18 protein-coding genes are annotated in these 18553 nt (G+C 51.9%); 3 read left to right on the plus strand and 15 right to left on the minus strand.

Annotation, left to right across the window (positions count from 1 at the left end):
- Positions 1 to 80 precede the first annotated feature (80 nt).
- The 9 genes from ACZ52Z_RS05155 to ACZ52Z_RS05195 all read right to left on the minus strand — a co-directional run bounded on the left by ACZ52Z_RS05155 (position 81) and on the right by ACZ52Z_RS05195 (position 7747).
- A complete protein-coding gene (locus ACZ52Z_RS05155) occupies positions 81 to 779 on the minus strand; it encodes an MlaC/ttg2D family ABC transporter substrate-binding protein (RefSeq protein WP_464269684.1) in 699 nt (232 codons plus the stop codon).
- Positions 780 to 792: 13 nt separating this feature from the next.
- Positions 793 to 1563 carry an MlaA family lipoprotein gene (locus ACZ52Z_RS05160; protein WP_464269685.1) on the minus strand — a complete coding sequence of 257 codons (771 nt, stop codon included), beginning with the start codon at positions 1561 to 1563 and terminating at the stop codon, positions 793 to 795.
- 5 nt (positions 1564 to 1568) lie between these two features.
- A complete protein-coding gene (gene mlaD / locus ACZ52Z_RS05165; RefSeq protein ID WP_464269686.1) occupies positions 1569 to 2018 on the minus strand; it encodes an outer membrane lipid asymmetry maintenance protein MlaD in 450 nt (149 codons plus the stop codon).
- Positions 2019 to 2023: 5 nt separating this feature from the next.
- Positions 2024 to 2821, minus strand: a complete 798-nt coding sequence (locus ACZ52Z_RS05170) for an ABC transporter ATP-binding protein (RefSeq protein ID WP_464269687.1) — start codon at positions 2819 to 2821, stop codon at positions 2024 to 2026.
- Between the two features lie 12 nt (positions 2822 to 2833).
- Entirely contained in the window at positions 2834 to 3664 is an 831-nt protein-coding gene (locus ACZ52Z_RS05175) for an MlaE family ABC transporter permease (protein WP_464269688.1), read from the minus strand.
- Positions 3665 to 3766: 102 nt separating this feature from the next.
- Positions 3767 to 4195 (minus strand): PilZ domain-containing protein, encoded by a 429-nt coding sequence (locus tag ACZ52Z_RS05180; protein WP_464269689.1) that lies wholly within the window; start codon positions 4193 to 4195, stop codon positions 3767 to 3769.
- A gap of 162 nt (positions 4196 to 4357) precedes the next feature.
- Positions 4358 to 5059 (minus strand): FadR/GntR family transcriptional regulator, encoded by a 702-nt coding sequence (locus tag ACZ52Z_RS05185; protein ID WP_464269690.1) that lies wholly within the window; start codon positions 5057 to 5059, stop codon positions 4358 to 4360.
- A gap of 7 nt (positions 5060 to 5066) precedes the next feature.
- Entirely contained in the window at positions 5067 to 6362 is a 1296-nt protein-coding gene (locus tag ACZ52Z_RS05190) for a (Fe-S)-binding protein (protein ID WP_464269691.1), read from the minus strand.
- Positions 6363 to 6364: 2 nt separating this feature from the next.
- On the minus strand, positions 6365 to 7747 hold the full coding sequence (locus tag ACZ52Z_RS05195; RefSeq protein WP_464269692.1) for an FAD-binding oxidoreductase: 1383 nt from the start codon (positions 7745 to 7747) through the stop codon (positions 6365 to 6367).
- Positions 7748 to 8042: 295 nt separating this feature from the next.
- Between ACZ52Z_RS05195 and ACZ52Z_RS05200 the strand changes: the two genes are divergently transcribed.
- The 3 genes from ACZ52Z_RS05200 (at position 8043) to ACZ52Z_RS05210 (ending at position 11149) form a co-directional block, all read left to right on the plus strand.
- Positions 8043 to 9194, plus strand: a complete 1152-nt coding sequence (locus ACZ52Z_RS05200; protein ID WP_464269693.1) for a TRAP transporter substrate-binding protein — start codon at positions 8043 to 8045, stop codon at positions 9192 to 9194.
- A gap of 89 nt (positions 9195 to 9283) precedes the next feature.
- Positions 9284 to 9805 carry a TRAP transporter small permease subunit gene (locus ACZ52Z_RS05205; RefSeq protein ID WP_464269694.1) on the plus strand — a complete coding sequence of 174 codons (522 nt, stop codon included), beginning with the start codon at positions 9284 to 9286 and terminating at the stop codon, positions 9803 to 9805.
- Positions 9806 to 11149: a TRAP transporter large permease gene (locus ACZ52Z_RS05210; RefSeq protein WP_464269695.1), complete on the plus strand. Its 1344-nt coding sequence runs from the start codon at positions 9806 to 9808 to the stop codon at positions 11147 to 11149. It abuts the gene before it with no gap.
- A 487-nt stretch (positions 11150 to 11636) separates the two neighbouring features.
- Here the strand turns inward: ACZ52Z_RS05210 and thiL are convergent, their stop codons facing one another.
- The 6 genes from thiL to ACZ52Z_RS05240 form a co-directional block, all read right to left on the minus strand.
- Positions 11637 to 12638, minus strand: a complete 1002-nt coding sequence (gene thiL / locus ACZ52Z_RS05215; RefSeq protein WP_464269696.1) for a thiamine-phosphate kinase — start codon at positions 12636 to 12638, stop codon at positions 11637 to 11639.
- Positions 12631 to 14445, minus strand: a complete 1815-nt coding sequence (gene ptsP / locus ACZ52Z_RS05220; protein ID WP_464269697.1) for a phosphoenolpyruvate--protein phosphotransferase — start codon at positions 14443 to 14445, stop codon at positions 12631 to 12633. Before ptsP ends, thiL begins: the two co-directional genes overlap by 8 nt.
- A 5-nt stretch (positions 14446 to 14450) precedes the next feature.
- Positions 14451 to 14720, minus strand: a complete 270-nt coding sequence (locus tag ACZ52Z_RS05225) for an HPr family phosphocarrier protein (protein ID WP_464269698.1) — start codon at positions 14718 to 14720, stop codon at positions 14451 to 14453.
- A complete protein-coding gene (locus tag ACZ52Z_RS05230; RefSeq protein ID WP_464269699.1) occupies positions 14717 to 15103 on the minus strand; it encodes a hypothetical protein in 387 nt (128 codons plus the stop codon). Before ACZ52Z_RS05230 ends, ACZ52Z_RS05225 begins: the two co-directional genes overlap by 4 nt.
- 82 nt (positions 15104 to 15185) lie before the next feature.
- On the minus strand, positions 15186 to 16907 hold the full coding sequence (locus ACZ52Z_RS05235; RefSeq protein ID WP_464269700.1) for a hypothetical protein: 1722 nt from the start codon (positions 16905 to 16907) through the stop codon (positions 15186 to 15188).
- Between the two features lie 116 nt (positions 16908 to 17023).
- Positions 17024 to 18553, minus strand: a complete 1530-nt coding sequence (locus ACZ52Z_RS05240) for a YifB family Mg chelatase-like AAA ATPase (protein WP_464269701.1) — start codon at positions 18551 to 18553, stop codon at positions 17024 to 17026.

Below are 18553 nucleotides of genomic sequence, written 5' to 3' on the forward strand. Positions count from 1 at the left end.
TATCGATGGCTATTCTTCTTCAGCGACGGCAGATGGCCGAACCTGCCAGGGGATACCTGGTGGCAGGCGAGCTGATGGTGCTAAGGAGTGGCAGGAGAAGGCTCGACTTCGATTTCACTGATTTTTTTCTCAATGTCCTTCACCAGTTGTTCATACCCATCAGCCTGTATGATCTGTTCAAACTGTTCTTTGTAGTTGCGCACCAGGCTGACCCCTTCAACAACCACATCATAGACCATCCACTGATTGCCATTAAGGATCATGATATAGGAGACAGGTATAGTGGTTCCCTGATCGATGAGCACGGTCTGCACTTCGGCGCGACTGCCGCGAATGCGCTGTTTTACATACTCAACCTGCTGGCCGGCATACTCTTCGATCTTGCCGATATAGGCATGCTGCAACAGCCGGGTAAAAACATCTTCAAACTCATGACGCTGCTCACTGGTCAACGGTTGCCAGTGCCTTCCCAGGACCCGTTTAGACATCTCTTCAAAATCAAATCGTTCCCTGGCCACATCGATAATACGCTGACAGATATCGCATTTGGCTGCATTCTGCTCCTGCCCGTCGCGAAGTATCGCTGTCACTTTTTCAATAAACGGCCGCAGTTGTTCGGTTGGGTCTGGATCCTCTGCAGCAAAGCAAGACGTAACAAAGATAGCACCACAGGCAAGCACTCCAAGAAGGAAAAGGCACATGCGCTGGCCAGTAAATCCGCGCACCACTCCACGGAGCTGACCAATCATTCTCCTCAGGTCATGTTTTAGTTCGTTCATGGCAGATCGTTTGCTAGAAGTTGAGGTCCACATTAAAATCGGAATGGTCACGAAGCTTGAGACGATTTTGAAAGTAACTGTTGCGCAGCGCTACATAGGGATCAAAACTCAGCCGCCGCAGATCCTCATACGCATTAAGGAAGAGGGACAGTTTATTGATCTCCTTGACACCGTAAATGGTAGCCAGAGTCCAGAAATCATCTGACCAGAAATAATAGGGTGCCAGAGTGAATGCATCGACTACGGTCCCGGTAAAATCGCGCAGCGTCGAAGGTCCGTAAAAAGGAATAACCACATAAAATCCATCGCCAACACCCCATAAGGCAAGTGTTTCGCCCAGCGATGATTCAATCATCGGTATGCCAAACTCCCTGGTCGCAGGGTCGCCAAGGCCAAAAACACCGGCAACGGTGTTTATCAGAAATCGAGACACTACCCACATCGACTCCTCAAAGCGTCCCTGGAGGATACAGTTGACAAATCGAATGGGTTCTTCGAGGTTTCGAAAGAAATTCCATATACACCCTCGGATATCAGCAGGAAGCACGGTACTGTACCCGCTCGCCACCGGCTTGAGCAGGTAGGTGTAGGCTGAATCGTTGAATTCAAACATCAACCGATTAAAGGGTTCAATAGGATCAGCTACCTGGGTGATTGCAAAGTCATCCTCATAGAATTCGTCATCAAGAAAATCGACCTCCTTAGCTCCTGCCGCTGGTATCGAACAAGAAAGAAAAGCGAGCATCGCAACTGCGCCGATGAGTGAAAGGATACGGTTGCCCATGCCAGTTATTTCACCTGCCCGAATGCAAATTTAGAGATTAGGGATTCAAGGTCCACCGAGGATTCCGTATCCACTATTACGTCACCGGGTTGATACAGCTCCTCATCGCCGCCAAGGGAGATCTGCAGATACTTGTCGCCGATAATCCCTTGGGATTTGACGGAAACGATAGAATCCATGGGAACTTTGATGGCGTTGTCCAACTGCATTGTCACGACAGCCAAACCGTCCTTGCTGAGCCGCATTCCTTTCACTGACCCGACGCTCACTCCGGAAATCTGCACGTCTGCTCCTGCTTTGACCCCCGAAACATTATGAAACTCGGCATCAATATCGTATCGCTGGACACCGGCAAGCAATGGCACCTCTCCCAGTTGCAAAGCCAGCCAGCCAAAAGCCACGAAACCGATGACGAGAAACACACCTACCAGTATATCAAACCGAGAATATCTCATTGGTCCTACCTCGCTGTATTGTCTACTGTAACACCCAGGGTTTTCATGGCAAATTCCTGGATAAAGGGTTTGGTGGAAGATGCGATCTCCTCCACATCGCTAAACACGTCAACTTGCCCTTTGTTCAACAAAATAATCTGATCTGCCAGCTCAAAAACCTGAGGGATATCATGGCTCACAATAATAGCAGTATACTTCAGCCGTTGCTGAACGCTGGAAAACAGGTCATAAATTTCTCGGGTCATAACCGGATCAAGACCTGTTGTCGGCTCATCGTATAATACAATCTCGGGCTCAAGCTGCAAGGCCCTGGCAAGGCCGACCCGTTTTTTCATCCCTCCGCTAAGCTGAGCGGGAAACTTCATTTCATGTCCTGTCAACTCAAGCTGCGCGAGGGTTGTTTCTATTTTCTCGCGAATCTCTTCCTCTGTCATGCTGGTACGCTCACGCAACGGCAAGGCGATGTTTTCGTACACGGACAGTGAATCAAAGAGAGCGGCCCCTTGAAACAGCACCCCAAACTGCATCCGCAACTGTTGAAGCGCCTTGTACCCCATCCTGGTTACGTCCTTGCCGCCGATGAGAATCGAGCCGCTATCAGGCCGCAGCAGACCGAGTATCAGCTTTAAGATGACACTTTTCCCCTGCCCGCTCCCCCCGGCTATGACAGTCGTTTTTGCGGTGGGAATGGAAAAATTGACACGGTCAAGGACAAAATGTCTTCGATCGCGCGAGCCAAAACTCTTGACCACATTCTCAAATCTGATGGCATGCTCATTTACAACAGTGGTGGGGTTATCCATGGCTCCTATTACTCAAAGAAGAATGGCAGTAAGCAGGTAATCAAAAATAAGTATGGAGATAGAGGACATGACCACGGCCTGGGTCGTTACTTTACTGACACTCTCAGCACCAAATCCTGCGTCACGGATCTGTTGAACAAAATAGCCTCTGCCTGCGCATATCCACACAACCAGCAGGGCAAAGACAAAAGACTTGATAACCCCAAGTCGAATATCGTGATTGGTTACACTCTGCTCCATTCCAGAAAAATACGAACCTGCATTAACACCCATGAGCTGTACACCCGCAAGATACCCACCGAAAATGCCGACCACATCAAACACTGCGGTCAGCAATGGAACCGTAATGATCGTGGCCAGCACCTTGGGAGCGACAAGGTAGCGAAAGGGATCGATAGCCATACACTCCAGGGCGTCGATCTGCTCGGAAATCCGCATGATGCCTATCTCGGCACACATGGCTGAACCTGCTCTTCCTGTTACCATTAGTGCCGTCAACACCGGGCCCAACTCCATAATCAGGGTAAGCGATACCGCTGAACCGAGCATTCCTTCTGCACCAAACTTGCTGAGAGAATATACTCCCTGGAGTCCCAGGACCATTCCGGAGGACAGGGCTGTAAAAAAAATAACCGTGAGTGACCCAGCGCCAATAAATCGCATCTGCTTCACCAGCTCCCTGGCCCTAAACGGTCGTTGCCAGATGCTTGCCAGTGAAAAGAAAAGAAAAAGCCCCATCCTGCCGAGGTCTCGAAGCAGGTATATGCACCTATCTCCGATGGTTCCAAAAAAAGACCAGAAGAGCGTCGTCGGCGGTGATGCTGGATTATCTCTATTGTCCATAAGCGTATTGTCGCACAGGAGAAGGTCTGGAAAAATATGAATCAGAGGTCCAAGATACAGGAAAAGAAATTTTATGCACTCTGTTTGTGCACAGGATGGAGGTTACCCATTAGCAGTGTCAACTTTATCTGCCTGGGCAACAAGCGAGAATTGTTCAAGAAAATCTTCAGCAACCCCAATAGGGTCATCGGAAGCATACAGCACCATTGTCTGGAGAAACATAAAACTGTCATCTTCCATGTCGGTAAACTCAACAGCAACCCCGTGGTCTTCCACCCGTATGATTTTTGCACAAATTCTGAGTATAAGACTGGAGTGGAGCCCCTGCTCGCGCAACTCAATCAGACATTTGGTGTTGACCGCTAGAGCAAGCCCCTCACATTCGACAAACAATCCCCCCATACTGAGGTTGCGGGCAATATACTCGCCTACAACCACCTCATCAACGACCAGCTTTACGGTGCGGGAAAAAACCACACGGGTAAAGCGACGTTTTTCTGGGCGAAGCGTCAATGGAAGGGAATTTTTCATAAGGGGTTTCTCTGCACGAACAAAGTTTCACCTAAACTTAATATAAACAGCTGCAAAGAAAAAGCGATAATTAGTGCACCCTACCATACAATGCACAGAAAAACACGGGCAGCCGATAGCCTCCCGATGTTTCTCCCCCATGCCTTCATTCAGGCATATTGCTTACCATTTATTGCGAAACCACTCCTGCACGTAATGGATATGTTCGCGCATGGCCTCTTCGGCCGCGTCAGGCTGCCTGTTGGCAATGGCTTCATAGACCTTGGTGTGCGCTGCAAGAACAATATCTATATTATTGGGGTCATCCCACAAGTGGCTCAGATTACGTTTGATCCCCAAAAAGAGCAGGTCGTAAAAATTACGCATCAGGTGTATCTGCACAGGATTTTTGGTGGCAAAAGTCACGGCCATATGAAATGCAGCGTCAGCCTCATTCCCCAACTCCCCGGTCTTTACGTTCTCTTCCATCTCCTTGAGCGCTCTTGAGAGGCTGAGAACGTCTTGAGGAGTTGCCCGCAATGCCGCCATTCTGGCGGCATTGCACTCCAGGCCCAGCCGAACCTCAAGCAGATCATGAATTGTGACATCATCCACTTCGAGAATAGTCGCCAGGGGATTTTTTTTGTCCCCGTCCGGAATCGTTACAAAAGTGCCCTGCCCCTGGCGGTGTTCAAGCAGCCCGAGGGTCACCAACTTATTTATTGCATTGCGAACAGTGGTTCTGCTGACCTCCAGGCTACTGGCCAACTCTCTTTCCGGAAGCAGCTGCTCCCCAGGTTTCAACTCCCCACGATAAATAAGTTCTCGTATCTGTTCAAAAACCTGATCAGATATCCGTTTAGGTTTAATCGGGCGTAGATTCATAGGTTCCTCAGGATAACGATTCTGCATACAGTTCTATAAAGTGTCGCACCGGCACGGCATCACCCTGCTGCGACAACATATCTGAAATCTGGATCATACAGGCCGGACATCCAGTGGCTACCACATCACAGTCGGTTGCTGCAATGGCATTTCTTTTTTTCAAGCCTATACTGCGCGAAATATCATAGTATTGCACATTAAAGCTCCCTCCCATGCCACAGCATATGTCAGCCCCGGCCATCTCCACCAACTGGTACCCTGCAGTCGCTCCAATCAGTTGCCGTGGTTCCTTGAACACCCCGAGCGACTTTTTCAAGTGACACGGATCATGGTACGTCACCAGTTTTCCCGACCCATCGGTTTCAGCGGAGTCGCTGACCCCAAGCTTGTGAACAAGAAGTTCACTGATATCCATGGTTTTAGCAACCATGTCTTCAAGTAGTTCCTGATCAGCGGGCTCCAGGTCAGTGAGCATCTCCGGCCAGATCTCCTTTATGGTCGAGGTGCAGGTACCACAGGCGGTAACCAATACATCAAACTGCTGCCCCCTGTAAAGATCGAGGGTATGCAGGGCCAGTTTTTTCATCGTGGCGACGTCACCTGAGGCGATAGCCGGAATCCCGCAACAGCCCTGCCCTTTGGGAAGGTAAATACCAACCCCGTGGTGATCGAGCACCTTGAGTGTCGCCCTTGCTATCTCGGGAAACACCTTGTCAATCACACATCCGGTAAAGATTGCAGCCCGTAAACCGGATGCACCTGCAGACGTTGACAACTGCGGCACCTCTTTGTGGAACGGTTTGTCCGCAAGGGTCCGAAAATGCCGGTCACCAATGAGCGGCGAACCGATGGTTGCACAGGAGGTGCCGACAACCTCGCTCGCCTTGCGGGTAAATATCCGCTGAAACTTTGCCCCCCACTCCAGTAAGCTGTCAAAAAGCCCAGGCTTGGCAAGCAACGCGCGAAAAATCACCTTTTTTATCGGCGAAAGACCGGAATATCCCGTCAATATGGTACGGGCCTTGAGAAAAATTTCTGAAAGTTCAACTCCTGAAGGGCAATTGGCCTGGCACGATCCGCAAAGAAGGCATTTTTGCAGCCTCTCCCTGGCGCCATCGATATCGGTCAACATCGCCTCCATGAGGCCATCGACCAGGGCGAGTTTTCCACGAGCAACATCCGCTTCCTTACCTGTCTGCGCGTACACCGGACAGACCGCCTGACACATTCCGCATCGCATGCAGACCACCACCTGATCTTCCAACTCTTTCATCAGGCGGGCAAGTTTATTAATTTCCGACATGACTACCTCCCCAGCACCTTGCCCGGATTGAGTATGTTTTTAGGATCCAGGGCAGCTTTAATCTTCTTGGAGTAGGCGATGGTTGCTGCGGATGTTTCCTGAACCAGATATTTGGATTTCATCGTCCCGGTACCATGTTCGCCGGAGATGGTGCCATCCAGATCCAGGGCTTTCTCAAAAATCTTGTCAATGGCCTGCTCGACCCGCTCCCACTCCTTGCGATCACGTTTATCAGTGAGAATGGTCGGATGCAGGTTGCCGTCGCCCGCATGACCAAAGGTGCCTATCAACAAGTCGTAATCAGCGGCAATTTGATCTACCGCCTGCACCATAGCGGGAATTTTAGAGCGCGGAACCGTGGCATCCTCCAGCACCAGTGTCGGCCGTAATTTTGCCAGCGAGGAAAGCGCTGCGCGCCGTGCCGCCCAGATGGAATCACGCTCACTGTCATCGGTCGCCACTTTCAAATCGTTAGCCCCCATTTCATCGCAAATACGCCGCACGGTTTCTGCATCATCCGCAACCTGACCGGGATGGCCATCCACCTCTATCAGCAGCATAGCTGCCGCATCTACCGGCAGCCCAACCTTGCTGAAGTCCTCAACAGCCCTGATGGTCACGTTATCCATGAACTCAAGGGTAGCAGGCACCACCTTGGAAGCGATTATGCGTGAGACAGTTTCCGAGGCGCGATGAATACTATCAAATACCGCCAGCATGGAACGGCGATCCTGCGGCGGTGGGATAAGTTTAAGGGTGATGGTGTTATACACACCCAGCGTCCCTTCTGATCCGACCAGCAGCCCACCCAGGTTATATCCGGAGGCACATTTTACCGTCCGGGCACCGGTCTTGATCAACTTTCCTGTAGTATCAAAGAAATCCATGGCCATTACATAATCAATGGTCACCCCGTATTTTAGTCCCCGCAATCCGCCAGCGTTTTCCGCCACGTTACCGCCAAGGGTTGAAATGGCCTGACTCCCGGGATCTGGCGGATAAAACAGACCGGCTTTTTCCACCTCGGCCGCAAACTGGGCGGTAATCACTCCGGGCTGCACCACGGCAAGCAGATCTTCCTGGTTCAACTCAATGATTTTGTTGAGCCCGGTGGTCAGGAGCACAACACCCCCTGGATCAGGTACAGTCCCACCGCTGAGATTACTCCCTGCGCCGCGGACGGTAATCGGCAGGCTGTTTTCGTTGCACAACGCAACCGCCTTTCCCAACGATTCGCTATCAACAGGACGCAGCACATAATCCGGCATTACCTGCTCGGTGGGGGCTGAATCATACGAATAGGTAAGCAGGTCAGCCTCCTCATGAAAAACATTTTCGCTGCCCAGTACCTCTTGAAACTTTTTCACAACACTCTGCCGGCTCATACGCGGCTCCTCCTCGTTCTCTTGTCAAATAATTGGACTAAGGGGTGCAATTAATTGGTATTACCAATTATTAAATTTCAACCAACATCCCGACAAATAGCCGGCACGGAAAAACAGAATTACCGTACTAATATCACGTTATTTTTATTTATCAAGTTTTTTCTTGACGCACAACAAACAGGATGATAGTAAATTGGTTATACCAATAGAGGCCCTGTTTTTTCAGGTCCTCTGCACCTGAAATCCGAGGAGGGATTTCATTTTATTTCCTTTCCTAACTCCAGGAGGTTGTTCAATGAAACGGATATTTATGGCCATGTTAACCTTTGGTTTGGCATTAGGCTTAGCCGCCAATGCCGCGGACGCCGCCAAGCGTGAGAAGTTCGGCATTGATGAAAGGCACAAAGAAGCCAAACGGGTAAATTTCAAACCTTCCGAGGAAAAAATCCGCTGGAAGATGGTTATGCCCTGGTCCAAAGGACTGCTTTTCTACGATATTGCCGTCCATTTTGCAGACAGCGTTCGTCTGGCTTCTGCAGGAAGGCTGGACATCAAGCCGTTTTCGGCGGGTGAACTTGTTCCTGCAGGCCAGGTTTTCGATGCCGTAAGTAAAGGTTCCGTACAGATGGCCCACGCCTCTCCGCTGTACTGGAAGGGAAAAAACGAAGCCTTTGTCGCTTTTGCTTCAGTTCCGTTCGGAATGGACGCAGAGGCATATAATATCTGGATGACCCAGCGCGGCGGCCAGGAAATGCTCAATGAACTGTACAAACCATATGGGCTGGTAGCCTTCCCCGCAGGGCAGACCGGCCAGGAGATGGGTCTCTTCTCCAATAAGCGCGCTACCAAGATGGAAGATTTCAAAGGTATGCGAATTCGTACTCCGGGCTGGTATATGGACATCATGAATAACCTCGGCGCTTCCGTCAGTCCCCTTCCCGGCGGTGAAGTCTATCTTGCCCTTGAGCGTGGCGTAATCGACGCAGCTGAATATTCAACTCCGGCAATCAACTATCCAATGGGCTTTGATGAAATCACCAAGTACGCTCTTCAGCCTGGAGCCCACCAGACTGCTTTCCAGTGCGATGTCATTATCAATGAAGAGGCGTGGAATGAACTGCCGGAAGACCTGCAGTGGATTGTCAAAATGGCTGCTGCTGAAACGCATGCCTGGGCCTATGACTGGATTAACTCGCTGAACGCCGATGCCATGAAGAAATTTAAGGAAAAGGTGGAAATCGTCAAGCTTGAGCCGGAAACCCTGATTGAGTTCCGCAAGACCACCAAGACCTATCTTGATGAACTCAAGAGCAAGTACCCGGATGTCAAGAAAGTTCTTGAATCCCAGGAAGCCTTCCTGGAAGATTATGCCGAATGGCGCGATGCTCGCAGCGGCGTAACTCCCTGGCCGTACGAAACGTACATCTCCGGTAGGACAACTGAATAAACCGGGCTCTGCAACTCCCCTTGCCTCCAGTCTTCGAGGCAAGGGGAGATATCCGCCGAACCCATAGCCCCCGTGTATTGAGGTGCGTTATGTTACAACGGTTATCACGATGGATAGACAGAGGCATCACCCTGCAGGGGGAGTGGACATCGCTGCTCATCCTGCCGCTGCTGCTTGTTGTCATATACGAAGTACTCATGCGGTATGGTTTCAACGCACCAACAGTTTGGGGTTTTGAGGCCACTACCTTTCTTTACGGTCTCCACTTCATGTTTGGTGTTTCCTATACCGATGTCACCGGAGGCCATGTGCGGGTCGACATCTTTACCCAGTCAGCCCCTAAAAAAATCCAGGCCCTGCTCGGCGCATTGACCACCCTGTTGTTTTTCCTGCCGGTCATGGCTTGCCTTACCTGGTATTCCATTGAGTTTGCCACGGCATCGGTCATGGACTTGGAAAAAAATCCGACTAGCTGGGCGCCGCCCATCTATCCCATAAAAGTCATCATGGCAATATGCCTACTTTTCCTGCTGCTCCAGGGCATCTCCAACCTTATCCGTGATCTCTCCACCCTCATGGGAAAGAGCGATGCTGAAACCAAGGAGGCATAAATGAGCCCTGAATTTCTCACCATTGCCATGTTCTGCACCCTTATCGGTGCCATTATTCTCGGCCACCCCCTGGCATACACCCTGGCTGCCGTGGCCACGCTCTTTGGCCTGATCGACAACGGATTTGATATCTCCGGCCTTTTCTTGATGTTTGCCAACAATACATGGGGGTTGATGAACAATTACGTGCTGGTGGCTATCCCTCTGTTTATCCTCATGGCGCAATTGCTTGACCGTTCCAAGGTATCAGATTCGCTTTTTGAAGCACTCTACATTGTTCTCGGTTCCATCAAAGGCGGACTGGGACTGGCTGTAGTTGTCGTCTGCACCGTGTTTGCCGCCACCACCGGCATCATCGGCGCATCGGTTGTTGCCATGGGCCTTTTGGCAACTCCCGCCTTGTTGCGCAAAGGCTATCAGAAAGATCTCACCTCAGGCATTATCTGTGCGGCCGGAACACTTGGCATCCTTATTCCTCCAAGTATCATGATGGTTGTATACGGCGGGTTGACCGGCCTGAAAGAAACCAGCGTGGGCAACCTGTTTGCCGGCGCAATTTTACCGGGTTTACTGCTTGCCAGTCTCTATTTTTTCTATATTTTCGTCCTCTGTAACCTCAAACCGGAGCTTGGTCCACCAATCTCCAAGGAAGAGGCCGGTCAATGGTCGGCAGCCCAAAAATGGGGTATGACCCTGAAGTCGTTGATTCCTCCACTGGCATTGATCCTGGCCGTCATGGGGACCATCCTGGCCGGCGTGGCGACCCCTACGGAAGCTGCCGGACTTGGAGCCCTCGGCGCCATGGTGCTCGCCCTGCTGAACCGCAAACTGAATTGGACAGTCATCAAAGAATCAAGTCATGCCACGCTGAAAACAACAGCAATGGTCATGATGCTCTTTATCGGCGGTAAATTTTTCAGCACGGTATTCCTCTCCATGGGCGGAGGGGACGTTGTAGCCGACCTGCTGATAGGCAGTGGACTCAACCGGTGGACGGTGCTCCTGATCATGATGGCCATTGTCTTTCTGATGGGCATGTTCATTGACTGGGCCGCAATTCTGCTGGTAACGGTTCCAATCTTTATGCCCATCGCCATGGAGCTTGAATTTGATCCGCTCTGGTTTTCAATCCTGATGTGTGTCAACCTGCAGACATCCTTCCTGACCCCGCCTTTCGGCTATGCCCTGTTCTATTTTAAAGGTGTTGCTCCAGCAGGATATTCCATGATGCACATTTATAAGGGCATTCTCCCTTTTGTCCTTCTGCAGATTTTGGGATTAATCACCCTCTGCCTATTCCCAAGCATCGTTACCTATCTGCCCGACCTGTTTTTCGGTAACTAGCTGCTCACCTGTTGCTGGGGTAAAAAAGGGAGGTTTTCCACAACCTCCCTTTTTTTCACTCACTTCGGCTCCCCACCAAGAAGATTTCGTTGGACCAGGCCCAAACCTTACATCTACAGCAAATTACCGCACGTGACCTACAACACTCCTCCTTTTCTGCACGTTGACCCCACTACCAGCTTCAACCTGGGATTTTAGCTCCCTCGCCGAGGCCGTAAGCCAACTTCCTCAGCTCAGGAAATGCCAGTACGCTGTGATTGTTGATAGCATTCACCCGATCGTGCCTTTTTAGCGGGCAATCCACCTTAGGCCATGGCAGGGAAATCTGGTGTACCCTGCATGCAGGCAGCTCCTGAACAAGAGCGCAGGTAGGTCACCTTCCTTTTAAGAGGGATCAATCAAGGCAAGGGATGAGAGGCATCTTTGCAAGGCTCTTGGGAGCTACGACTTTTCCGAAGCCAAACCTGTTGAGCGTGCCTCCCCTGAGTCAGGATCGAAAATGGTCAAACCCCTGATAGGCTATGGCCTGCTCGGTTTGCCGACCAAACTCATCTTCGGAAAGGAGCACAACTCCATCACCGGAACGAATATTTCCGATTCGAAAAAGTTGAACTCCGCATTGGCGACCGACCTTTTCTATGGTCGGCAAAGCCTCCGCAGGAGCAGTAAACAGTAACTCATAATCTTCCCCTCCACTCAGGGCAAAGGAAAGCGGACGAGCATTGAGGATGTCGGCAGCCTTGGCAAGCGCCTCGCTGACGGGTAGCCTGGCGGCAATGATTTCACCCCTGACACCGGAGCGCTGGCAAAGATGGGCCAGATCTGTCGCCAGTCCGTCGGAGAGATCCATCATTGCATTCACCTGCCCGGTTGCAGCCAGTTGCTGTCCGAGCTTCACCCGGGCTTGGGGATCAAGATGAGCCGCCAGCAACGAAGCAAACGCTTTGTCGGTTTCGGCGAGTCCTCTGGAAAACAGCGCCAGTCCAGCAGCAGCCTGTCCGAGGTACCCGCTGACCCAGAGATCGTCATCATTCTGTGCATTGCTGCGGTAGAGTACCCGCTCACGCAGGATCTCGCCGATGACTGTTACCGTAAAGCTGAATCCTCCTGGGCAACGGACCGTGTCCCCGCCAACCAACAGTGCACCATAGTCTCTGCACCCCTGAGCCACCCCATTGGAAAAAGCCGTAAACCACTCTTGGTCGAAAGATTCCGGTAAACCTGCAGAAAGAAGTATAAAACGCGGTGCACCACCCATAGCGGCGATATCACTTACATTGACGGCGATCGATTTACGCCCGACCTGCTCAGGCGGGTGCCATCGGCGATCGAAATGAACTCCCTCCACCAGGGTATCCATGGTCAACAACCATACTGTCTGTCCATCTTTCTCAATAACGGCACAATCATCGCCTACACCCAGCACCACGCCTTCGCCCTGATGGGGCGCATTGCTGGTGATGTGGGCAATAATATCTCGCTCATTCACAAGGACTCTCCTGACATGGGTAATTATCCTGAAAGTAGGACTGTACGAAACGTTTGGTCTGCCGCCCGTCAACGCACGACAACAGCTCATCCCCCAGTTGCTGAAGCTGCCGGAAAGAGGAATGCCTGAGGAGCCACTTTATGGTGGGAATGACTGCCGGGCGCATGGACAGTTCATCGACTCCCAGGCCGAGCAAAACCAAGGCGCACAGGGTATCGCCCGCCATCTCTCCGCAAACAGAGACAGGAATTCCCTGGGCATGCCCGGAATCGACGGTCTGCTTAATCATGCGCACTACCGCCGGATGATAAGGATCATACATATGGGCTACATGTTGGTTACTGCGATCAATGGCCAGGGAGTATTGAATAAGATCGTTTGTCCCAATGGCCAGGAAATCGACCTCCCGGGCAAATACATCGGCCAAGATGACTGCGCTGGGCACCTCCACCATCACCCCAAGTTCAATGGCTTCATCAACCGCCACTCCTTGCTGGAGCAGCTCTTGTTGCACCTCACGCAAAACGGTTTTAACCTGAAGCAATTCTGACAACGAAGAGACCAGCGGCAACATTATTCGCAGTCGTCCGTACACCGAGGCCCGTAAAAGAGCCCGCAACTGCAGAGTAAACAGCTCCATTTCATACAGCGAAAACCGAATTGATCGCAGACCGAGAGCAGGATTACGCTCCGGATCAAGTTGTTCATGATGCTCGCGGAGATGGTCGAGGAACTTATCCCCGCCGACATCGAGCGTCCTTACCGTTACCGGATGCGGGGCCGTGGTCTCCAGCAATTGACGGTAGGTGCGAAACAGGTCTTCTTCATCGGGTTGTTGCTGATGTCGAAAATAATCAAACTCACTGCGGAACAAACCGATCCCTTCACCACCATAGCGAAACACTGACTCCATTTCCTCGGTCATTTCAATATTCGCACTGAGGCGAACGCTGTAACCATCGAGGGTCTCTGCAGAAAGGTGCACATAAGGGGCGAGGGCATCAACGACGCTTCCGCTGAGTCGGGCTTTCTGCTCGTAGGCCTCTATCTGTTCCGGATATGGCTGAAGGATGACTCTTCCGGAGTTACCATCAAGAATAATCCTGTCGCCAGTGGCAACGGAACCGGTAATATGGGTCAGCCCGATAACTGCGGGAATATTGAGCGACCGGGCAACGATAGCGGTATGCGAGGTAATACCGCCCCTTTCAGAGAGAAAACCAAGAATTTTCTCTGAATGGAGCTGCATGGTATCCTCGGGAGAAAAGTCATTAGCCACAACGATAACCGGTTCCTGTGCGTTGACCAGTTGATATGGCTGACGTCCAAAAAGAATGCCGAACACCCTGTCCGCGACATGCTTGATATCGGCATACCGCTCCTTGATATACGGATCGGCGATTTGGTCAAATCGGTTCTTTATATGATTGAGTGATTGAGCAAGAGCCCACTCGGCATTGACATTGTTAGAGCGGATAAAATCAATGGTCTGATCATATATCATCCGGTCCTTGAGCATGAGGATGTGTGAATCTATAATCGACAGGGCATCGGCCAGGTCGTCGGCAAAATCTTCGCGCAACCTGATAAGCTCAGCTTCGGCCTGAGAGACCGCCTGGTGAAATCTGGAGACTTCTTGCGGAATGTGGTCCGGGGGAAGATGATAACGGCCAGCCCGGCATGTTTGTCGTTTAATGACCACCACCCTGCCGCTGGCAATACCCGGGGATACGCCAATCCCTTGAAGAATGTTGGTACGGTCTGCTGGCTTTGGGCTGCTCGGCTTGTCAGCTCTTGAATTGTTCATCTGTATCAAGGATCTTTTTCAGCTGTGAGTACATCGCCTACAACCTGCAGGGCAGCTTCAGACCGGCCACCGATCAGTCGTACTTCAACCACGCTGCCTTTCACCAGCGCCATACTGAGAACATCAAGGATTGAAGCACAGTCGGCTTCTCGCCCCTGATAAACGAGCCGTATCTCCACCTCATACTGCAGGGCGATCTCTGCCAGACGGGTTGCAACTCTCCCATGTACTCCTTTGGCGTTGGCGACCTTATACTCAGCGGTTACCAGCTTCATTTTATTCTGCGAATGCCGGGCCGATTTTCGGTATGTTTGTTCAGCTTATTTTCCGTTTCAGGCAAGGGGGGGACCTCTCCACTCGTTTCCGGTGCAAAATCGAGAGCCTGTATAAATCGTCCGTTGCCGCCCATGGTAAATGTTTCCTCTCCTGTGAACTGTGGCGTCCGCAGGGTCCAGGTCACTTGCTGCGGAGGTACACTCAAAAACTGCATGGTCAGATGCCACCATTCCTGCTTGCGGGTATCGTCTCTTTCTATCTTGGTCACCACAGCATAGGTGACAAACTGCGGCTCTTCTCCGGCAACGATGACGATATCCCCTACCGCTGTTGTCGACTTGAGCGGCAGGATTTTTTTCAATTCAGCAACGAGCTTTTCCATAACTGTAACGGTTGGGTAATGCCGGTTTCCAGGAAGACGGGGAATCTAGTCTTGCCGGGGATGGCAGTAATTGATATCAGGATTAATTATCGGATGGACTGTACAATAAATCAAGTTCCAGCACCAGGTCTTGTTCCCGGGCAAAAAGTCGTATTCCCTGCGAACGAACCCCGTCCAGGCTTGCAAAAGCAGGGGTTATCAACCGCTTGATAAGCAGATCCTGCTGGGTGGGATTCAATCCATAGGTTTCACCTAAAGCTCGGACCCCCCAGGTAAGCAGATGATTCAACCCCTGATTAACTTTGTCGATGCGGGCATAGAGCACCAGGTTATTGTTCTGGGAAAATCCATTATCCACTTTCATAAAAGCAGCGTCCCGCACCAGCGCTTTTTTTCTGGTATCGAGGAACTGACGAATCTGTTTGATATGATCGGCAATAATCAACCACTCTCCCACCACCGCATAGGTCGGTTGAATAAGGCCTCTGGCCATGATGAGAGACACCGCCTCCACCTCGCCCAGTCGGGTCACGGTTGTCGGCACCTGTCCCAACTGCTGTCTGAGCAGTTTTTTCATCTCCTGTGGTTCCCGCAACTGCAGCTGCAGGCAGATCATCGGAACGGTAGCAAAAGAGGCTGACGGCACTTCGTTAATGTAAAAACCGAATTGGCTGCCTAGCAGAGAGGTAAAGCCTACAAAATCTACCCCGGTGTGTTCATAGAACTTTTGCGCCACGAAGAACATGGCAGTTGCTCTCTTCAGGGTCGGTGCCTGGGAAAGGACAGTCCAGATGGTGGAAACATCCAACCAGTTGGTCCAAAAATAAACCGCTGCCCCGGAGACGACCTGCCGCAAATGGGGGCTAGGTTCAGGAGGAGCCAGTCGATACTGTTGGAGGATGCTGTCAGGCTTGCCGGCATAGCCCTTGAGCACCATGCGCAGCGTAGAATGTTTTCCGGTTCGGCGCTGAGCGATGATCAACCGCTCCTGGTGCCGATAGGACCACGTTCCGGCCGATTGACTGGTCACCCCCTCCCAGGTCGACAGCACGCCGGGCAGGTTGAGATAGAGCAAGAGATCATCAGCGCCTCCCCGCTGCCTACGGAACTGCCGGTATCCCTGATCCTGGTCGAGGGTGAGTCCTGGACGCAGCAGCCTGTCCTTGCTCAGGCGGACGCACCGCTCCACCGCTGAAGCGGAGAAAGCACACACCAGGCTTCTTTCCAGCGCAGCATAATAAATTGTCCGGCCATTCTCCATTCGTCCTGCAGTGATGGTTTCCCCATGATAGGTACTGTGGCTGAATGTCACCTTGCCTGGTAGAATTCCGGCAAAAAAAGTTCCCGGCGCCACCGGCACTTTCGACTGCGCGACAAATACCAGATTACGCAGGATAAATGCCTCAGGACTCAAGGATATCGCATCGTCTGCGGGCAGCAGCGCCAATGCCGACTGACGGCTGAGAACGAGGCGAGTTAGCGGATGACTTGCCAGGGAATTAAATATTTCCACCCCCTGAAGAATCTGTACCTCCAGTTGCCGGTCCAATTCAAACTGACCTAGCGCATCCGCTACCTCCGCATCAGTCAGCTGTTGCCCAAAGGGAGAACCTTTAAAGGTCCTGATGGTTTTTGCCAGGTTTTTGACCTTGAGCAGGGCAAGACTGTCACAGGGGACAAGTTCCGCAGGGTCGGGGAGCGACCGTAAATTGGAGGTCAGCAAATAGGTTGCACCACTCAGGGCCAGCAACAGCAGGAAGGCAACCAACACATTTCGAGGCACAAGTCGGTTATTTAACGACATGATTTTTGCTTTCAACCAATGGAGCCGTCCGCTGCCTGTAAAAGACATCGGGTACAAACGTGAAATACCTGCAGCAAAGAGACATGAACCGGCCATGCAGGCCGCACCGCACGGAATCAGTGATCATACTGCATTCTCCGGTACTGCACGGCCTCAGCAACATGGGCAACTTCAAGCTGTTTTTTTCCTTCGAGATCAGCAATGGTTCGGGCAATTTTCACTATCCTGTAATAGGCACGGGCAGATAAACCGAGTCGGGTTATGGCACCCTCTAACAGGTTACGGGAAGAATCGTCAAGACTGCAGTATGTTTTTATATGCCGTGTCTGCATTTGAGCATTGCAGTAGATGCCTCGTTCGCTCTCAAGCCGTTCAAGTTGGATTGCACGTGCACCGTTGACCCTTTTCCTGATCTGTGCCGAAGTTTCACCGGGGATTTCTCTGGTGAGCTTATCCATGTCCACTGCCGGAACATCCACATGCATGTCAATACGGTCCAGAAGCGGACCAGACAGACGGCTTCGATAGCGCTGTACCTGCTGTGGAGTACAGGAGCAATCGCGAACCGGATCACCCAAATGACCGCACGGGCAGGGGTTCATCGCTGCTACAAGCATAAATCTTGCAGGAAAATGGAGACTCATGGTGGCACGAGAAATGGTTACATGCCCGTCTTCCATTGGCTGCCGCAACACCTCGATCACGTTCTTACGAAATTCAGGCAGCTCATCTAAAAAAAGAACCCCGTTGTGCGCCAACGATACCTCGCCGGGCCGCGGTACATTGCCCCCACCTATCAAGCCGGCATCAGAAACCGTGTGATGGGGAGCCCGGAAGGGTCGACTGGCCATGAGCGGCACCTCTGGCGGCAGGTTTCCGGCAGAGGAATAGACTTTGGTTGTTTCCAGGGCTTCTTCCAGGGTGAGGTCTGGCAGGATGGCCGGAAGCCTTCTCGCCATCATTGTTTTGCCGGTCCCAGGAACGCCGCTGAGCAGGATGTTGTGCCCTCCTGCAGCGGCAACCTCCAGGGCCCGCTTGACATGTTCCTGTCCCCTCACTTCACTGAAGTCGGCTTCATAGCGGTCGGGAGCAGTAAAAAACTGCTCCAGATTCACCGCTGCAGGGGCAATATCCAGTGCACCGGTCAGAAACTCCACGGCCTGATCGATGCGCTCGATCCCTATGACCTGGAGGTCGCCTACTACCGCCGCCTCCGCAGCATTGGCAGCAGGAACCAGAAACCGCCGAATTCCTCTATCCCTTGCAGCAAGCGCCATGGACAATATACCCCGAACCGCCTTTACCGAACCATCAAGGGAGAGTTCTCCGACAACAGCTGTTCCGGAAAGGACATCGCCCTGGAGCAGCCCGGCAGAGGCAAGAATACCCAAAGCTATCGGCAGATCATATCCGGCGCCCTCTTTCTTGATCGAAGCCGGGGCCAGGTTGACGGTTATCTTCCGTGGAGGAAAATCATATCCACCGTTCTTGATTGCCGCTTTCACTCGATCTTTGGCCTCCCTCACCGCCCCCTCGGGAAGTCCCACCGTGGAAAAAGCTGGCAGGCCCTGCGCGAGGTCCACCTCTACCTCAACCAACAGGCCGTTTACCCCGACCACCGCACCACTCATTACCTTGGCAAGCAT

The organism is Desulfogranum aggregans (assembly GCF_055398265.1).

Excerpts from the sequence above, each read along its gene's own strand:
- ACZ52Z_RS05200 (WP_464269693.1), top strand. The coding sequence starts at position 8,043 with ATGAAACGGATATTTATGGCCATGTTAACCTTTGGTTTGGCATTAGGC.
- ACZ52Z_RS05180 (WP_464269689.1), bottom strand. The coding sequence starts at position 4,195 with ATGAAAAATTCCCTTCCATTGACGCTTCGCCCAGAAAAACGTCGCTTT.
- ACZ52Z_RS05230 (WP_464269699.1), bottom strand. The coding sequence starts at position 15,103 with ATGGAAAAGCTCGTTGCTGAATTGAAAAAAATCCTGCCGCTCAAGTCG.
- ACZ52Z_RS05195 (WP_464269692.1), bottom strand. The coding sequence starts at position 7,747 with ATGAGCCGGCAGAGTGTTGTGAAAAAGTTTCAAGAGGTACTGGGCAGC.
- ACZ52Z_RS05185 (WP_464269690.1), bottom strand. The coding sequence starts at position 5,059 with ATGAATCTACGCCCGATTAAACCTAAACGGATATCTGATCAGGTTTTT.
- ptsP (WP_464269697.1), bottom strand. The coding sequence starts at position 14,445 with ATGAACAATTCAAGAGCTGACAAGCCGAGCAGCCCAAAGCCAGCAGAC.
- ACZ52Z_RS05190 (WP_464269691.1), bottom strand. The coding sequence starts at position 6,362 with ATGTCGGAAATTAATAAACTTGCCCGCCTGATGAAAGAGTTGGAAGAT.
- ACZ52Z_RS05225 (WP_464269698.1), bottom strand. The coding sequence starts at position 14,720 with ATGAAGCTGGTAACCGCTGAGTATAAGGTCGCCAACGCCAAAGGAGTA.
- ACZ52Z_RS05160 (WP_464269685.1), bottom strand. The coding sequence starts at position 1,563 with ATGGGCAACCGTATCCTTTCACTCATCGGCGCAGTTGCGATGCTCGCT.
- ACZ52Z_RS05235 (WP_464269700.1), bottom strand. The coding sequence starts at position 16,907 with ATGTCGTTAAATAACCGACTTGTGCCTCGAAATGTGTTGGTTGCCTTC.
- ACZ52Z_RS05205 (WP_464269694.1), top strand. The coding sequence starts at position 9,284 with ATGTTACAACGGTTATCACGATGGATAGACAGAGGCATCACCCTGCAG.
- ACZ52Z_RS05170 (WP_464269687.1), bottom strand. The coding sequence starts at position 2,821 with ATGGATAACCCCACCACTGTTGTAAATGAGCATGCCATCAGATTTGAG.
- ACZ52Z_RS05175 (WP_464269688.1), bottom strand. The coding sequence starts at position 3,664 with ATGGACAATAGAGATAATCCAGCATCACCGCCGACGACGCTCTTCTGG.
- ACZ52Z_RS05155 (WP_464269684.1), bottom strand. The coding sequence starts at position 779 with ATGAACGAACTAAAACATGACCTGAGGAGAATGATTGGTCAGCTCCGT.
- ACZ52Z_RS05240 (WP_464269701.1), bottom strand. The coding sequence starts at position 18,553 with ATGCTTGCCAAGGTAATGAGTGGTGCGGTGGTCGGGGTAAACGGCCTG.
- mlaD (WP_464269686.1), bottom strand. The coding sequence starts at position 2,018 with ATGAGATATTCTCGGTTTGATATACTGGTAGGTGTGTTTCTCGTCATC.
- ACZ52Z_RS05210 (WP_464269695.1), top strand. The coding sequence starts at position 9,806 with ATGAGCCCTGAATTTCTCACCATTGCCATGTTCTGCACCCTTATCGGT.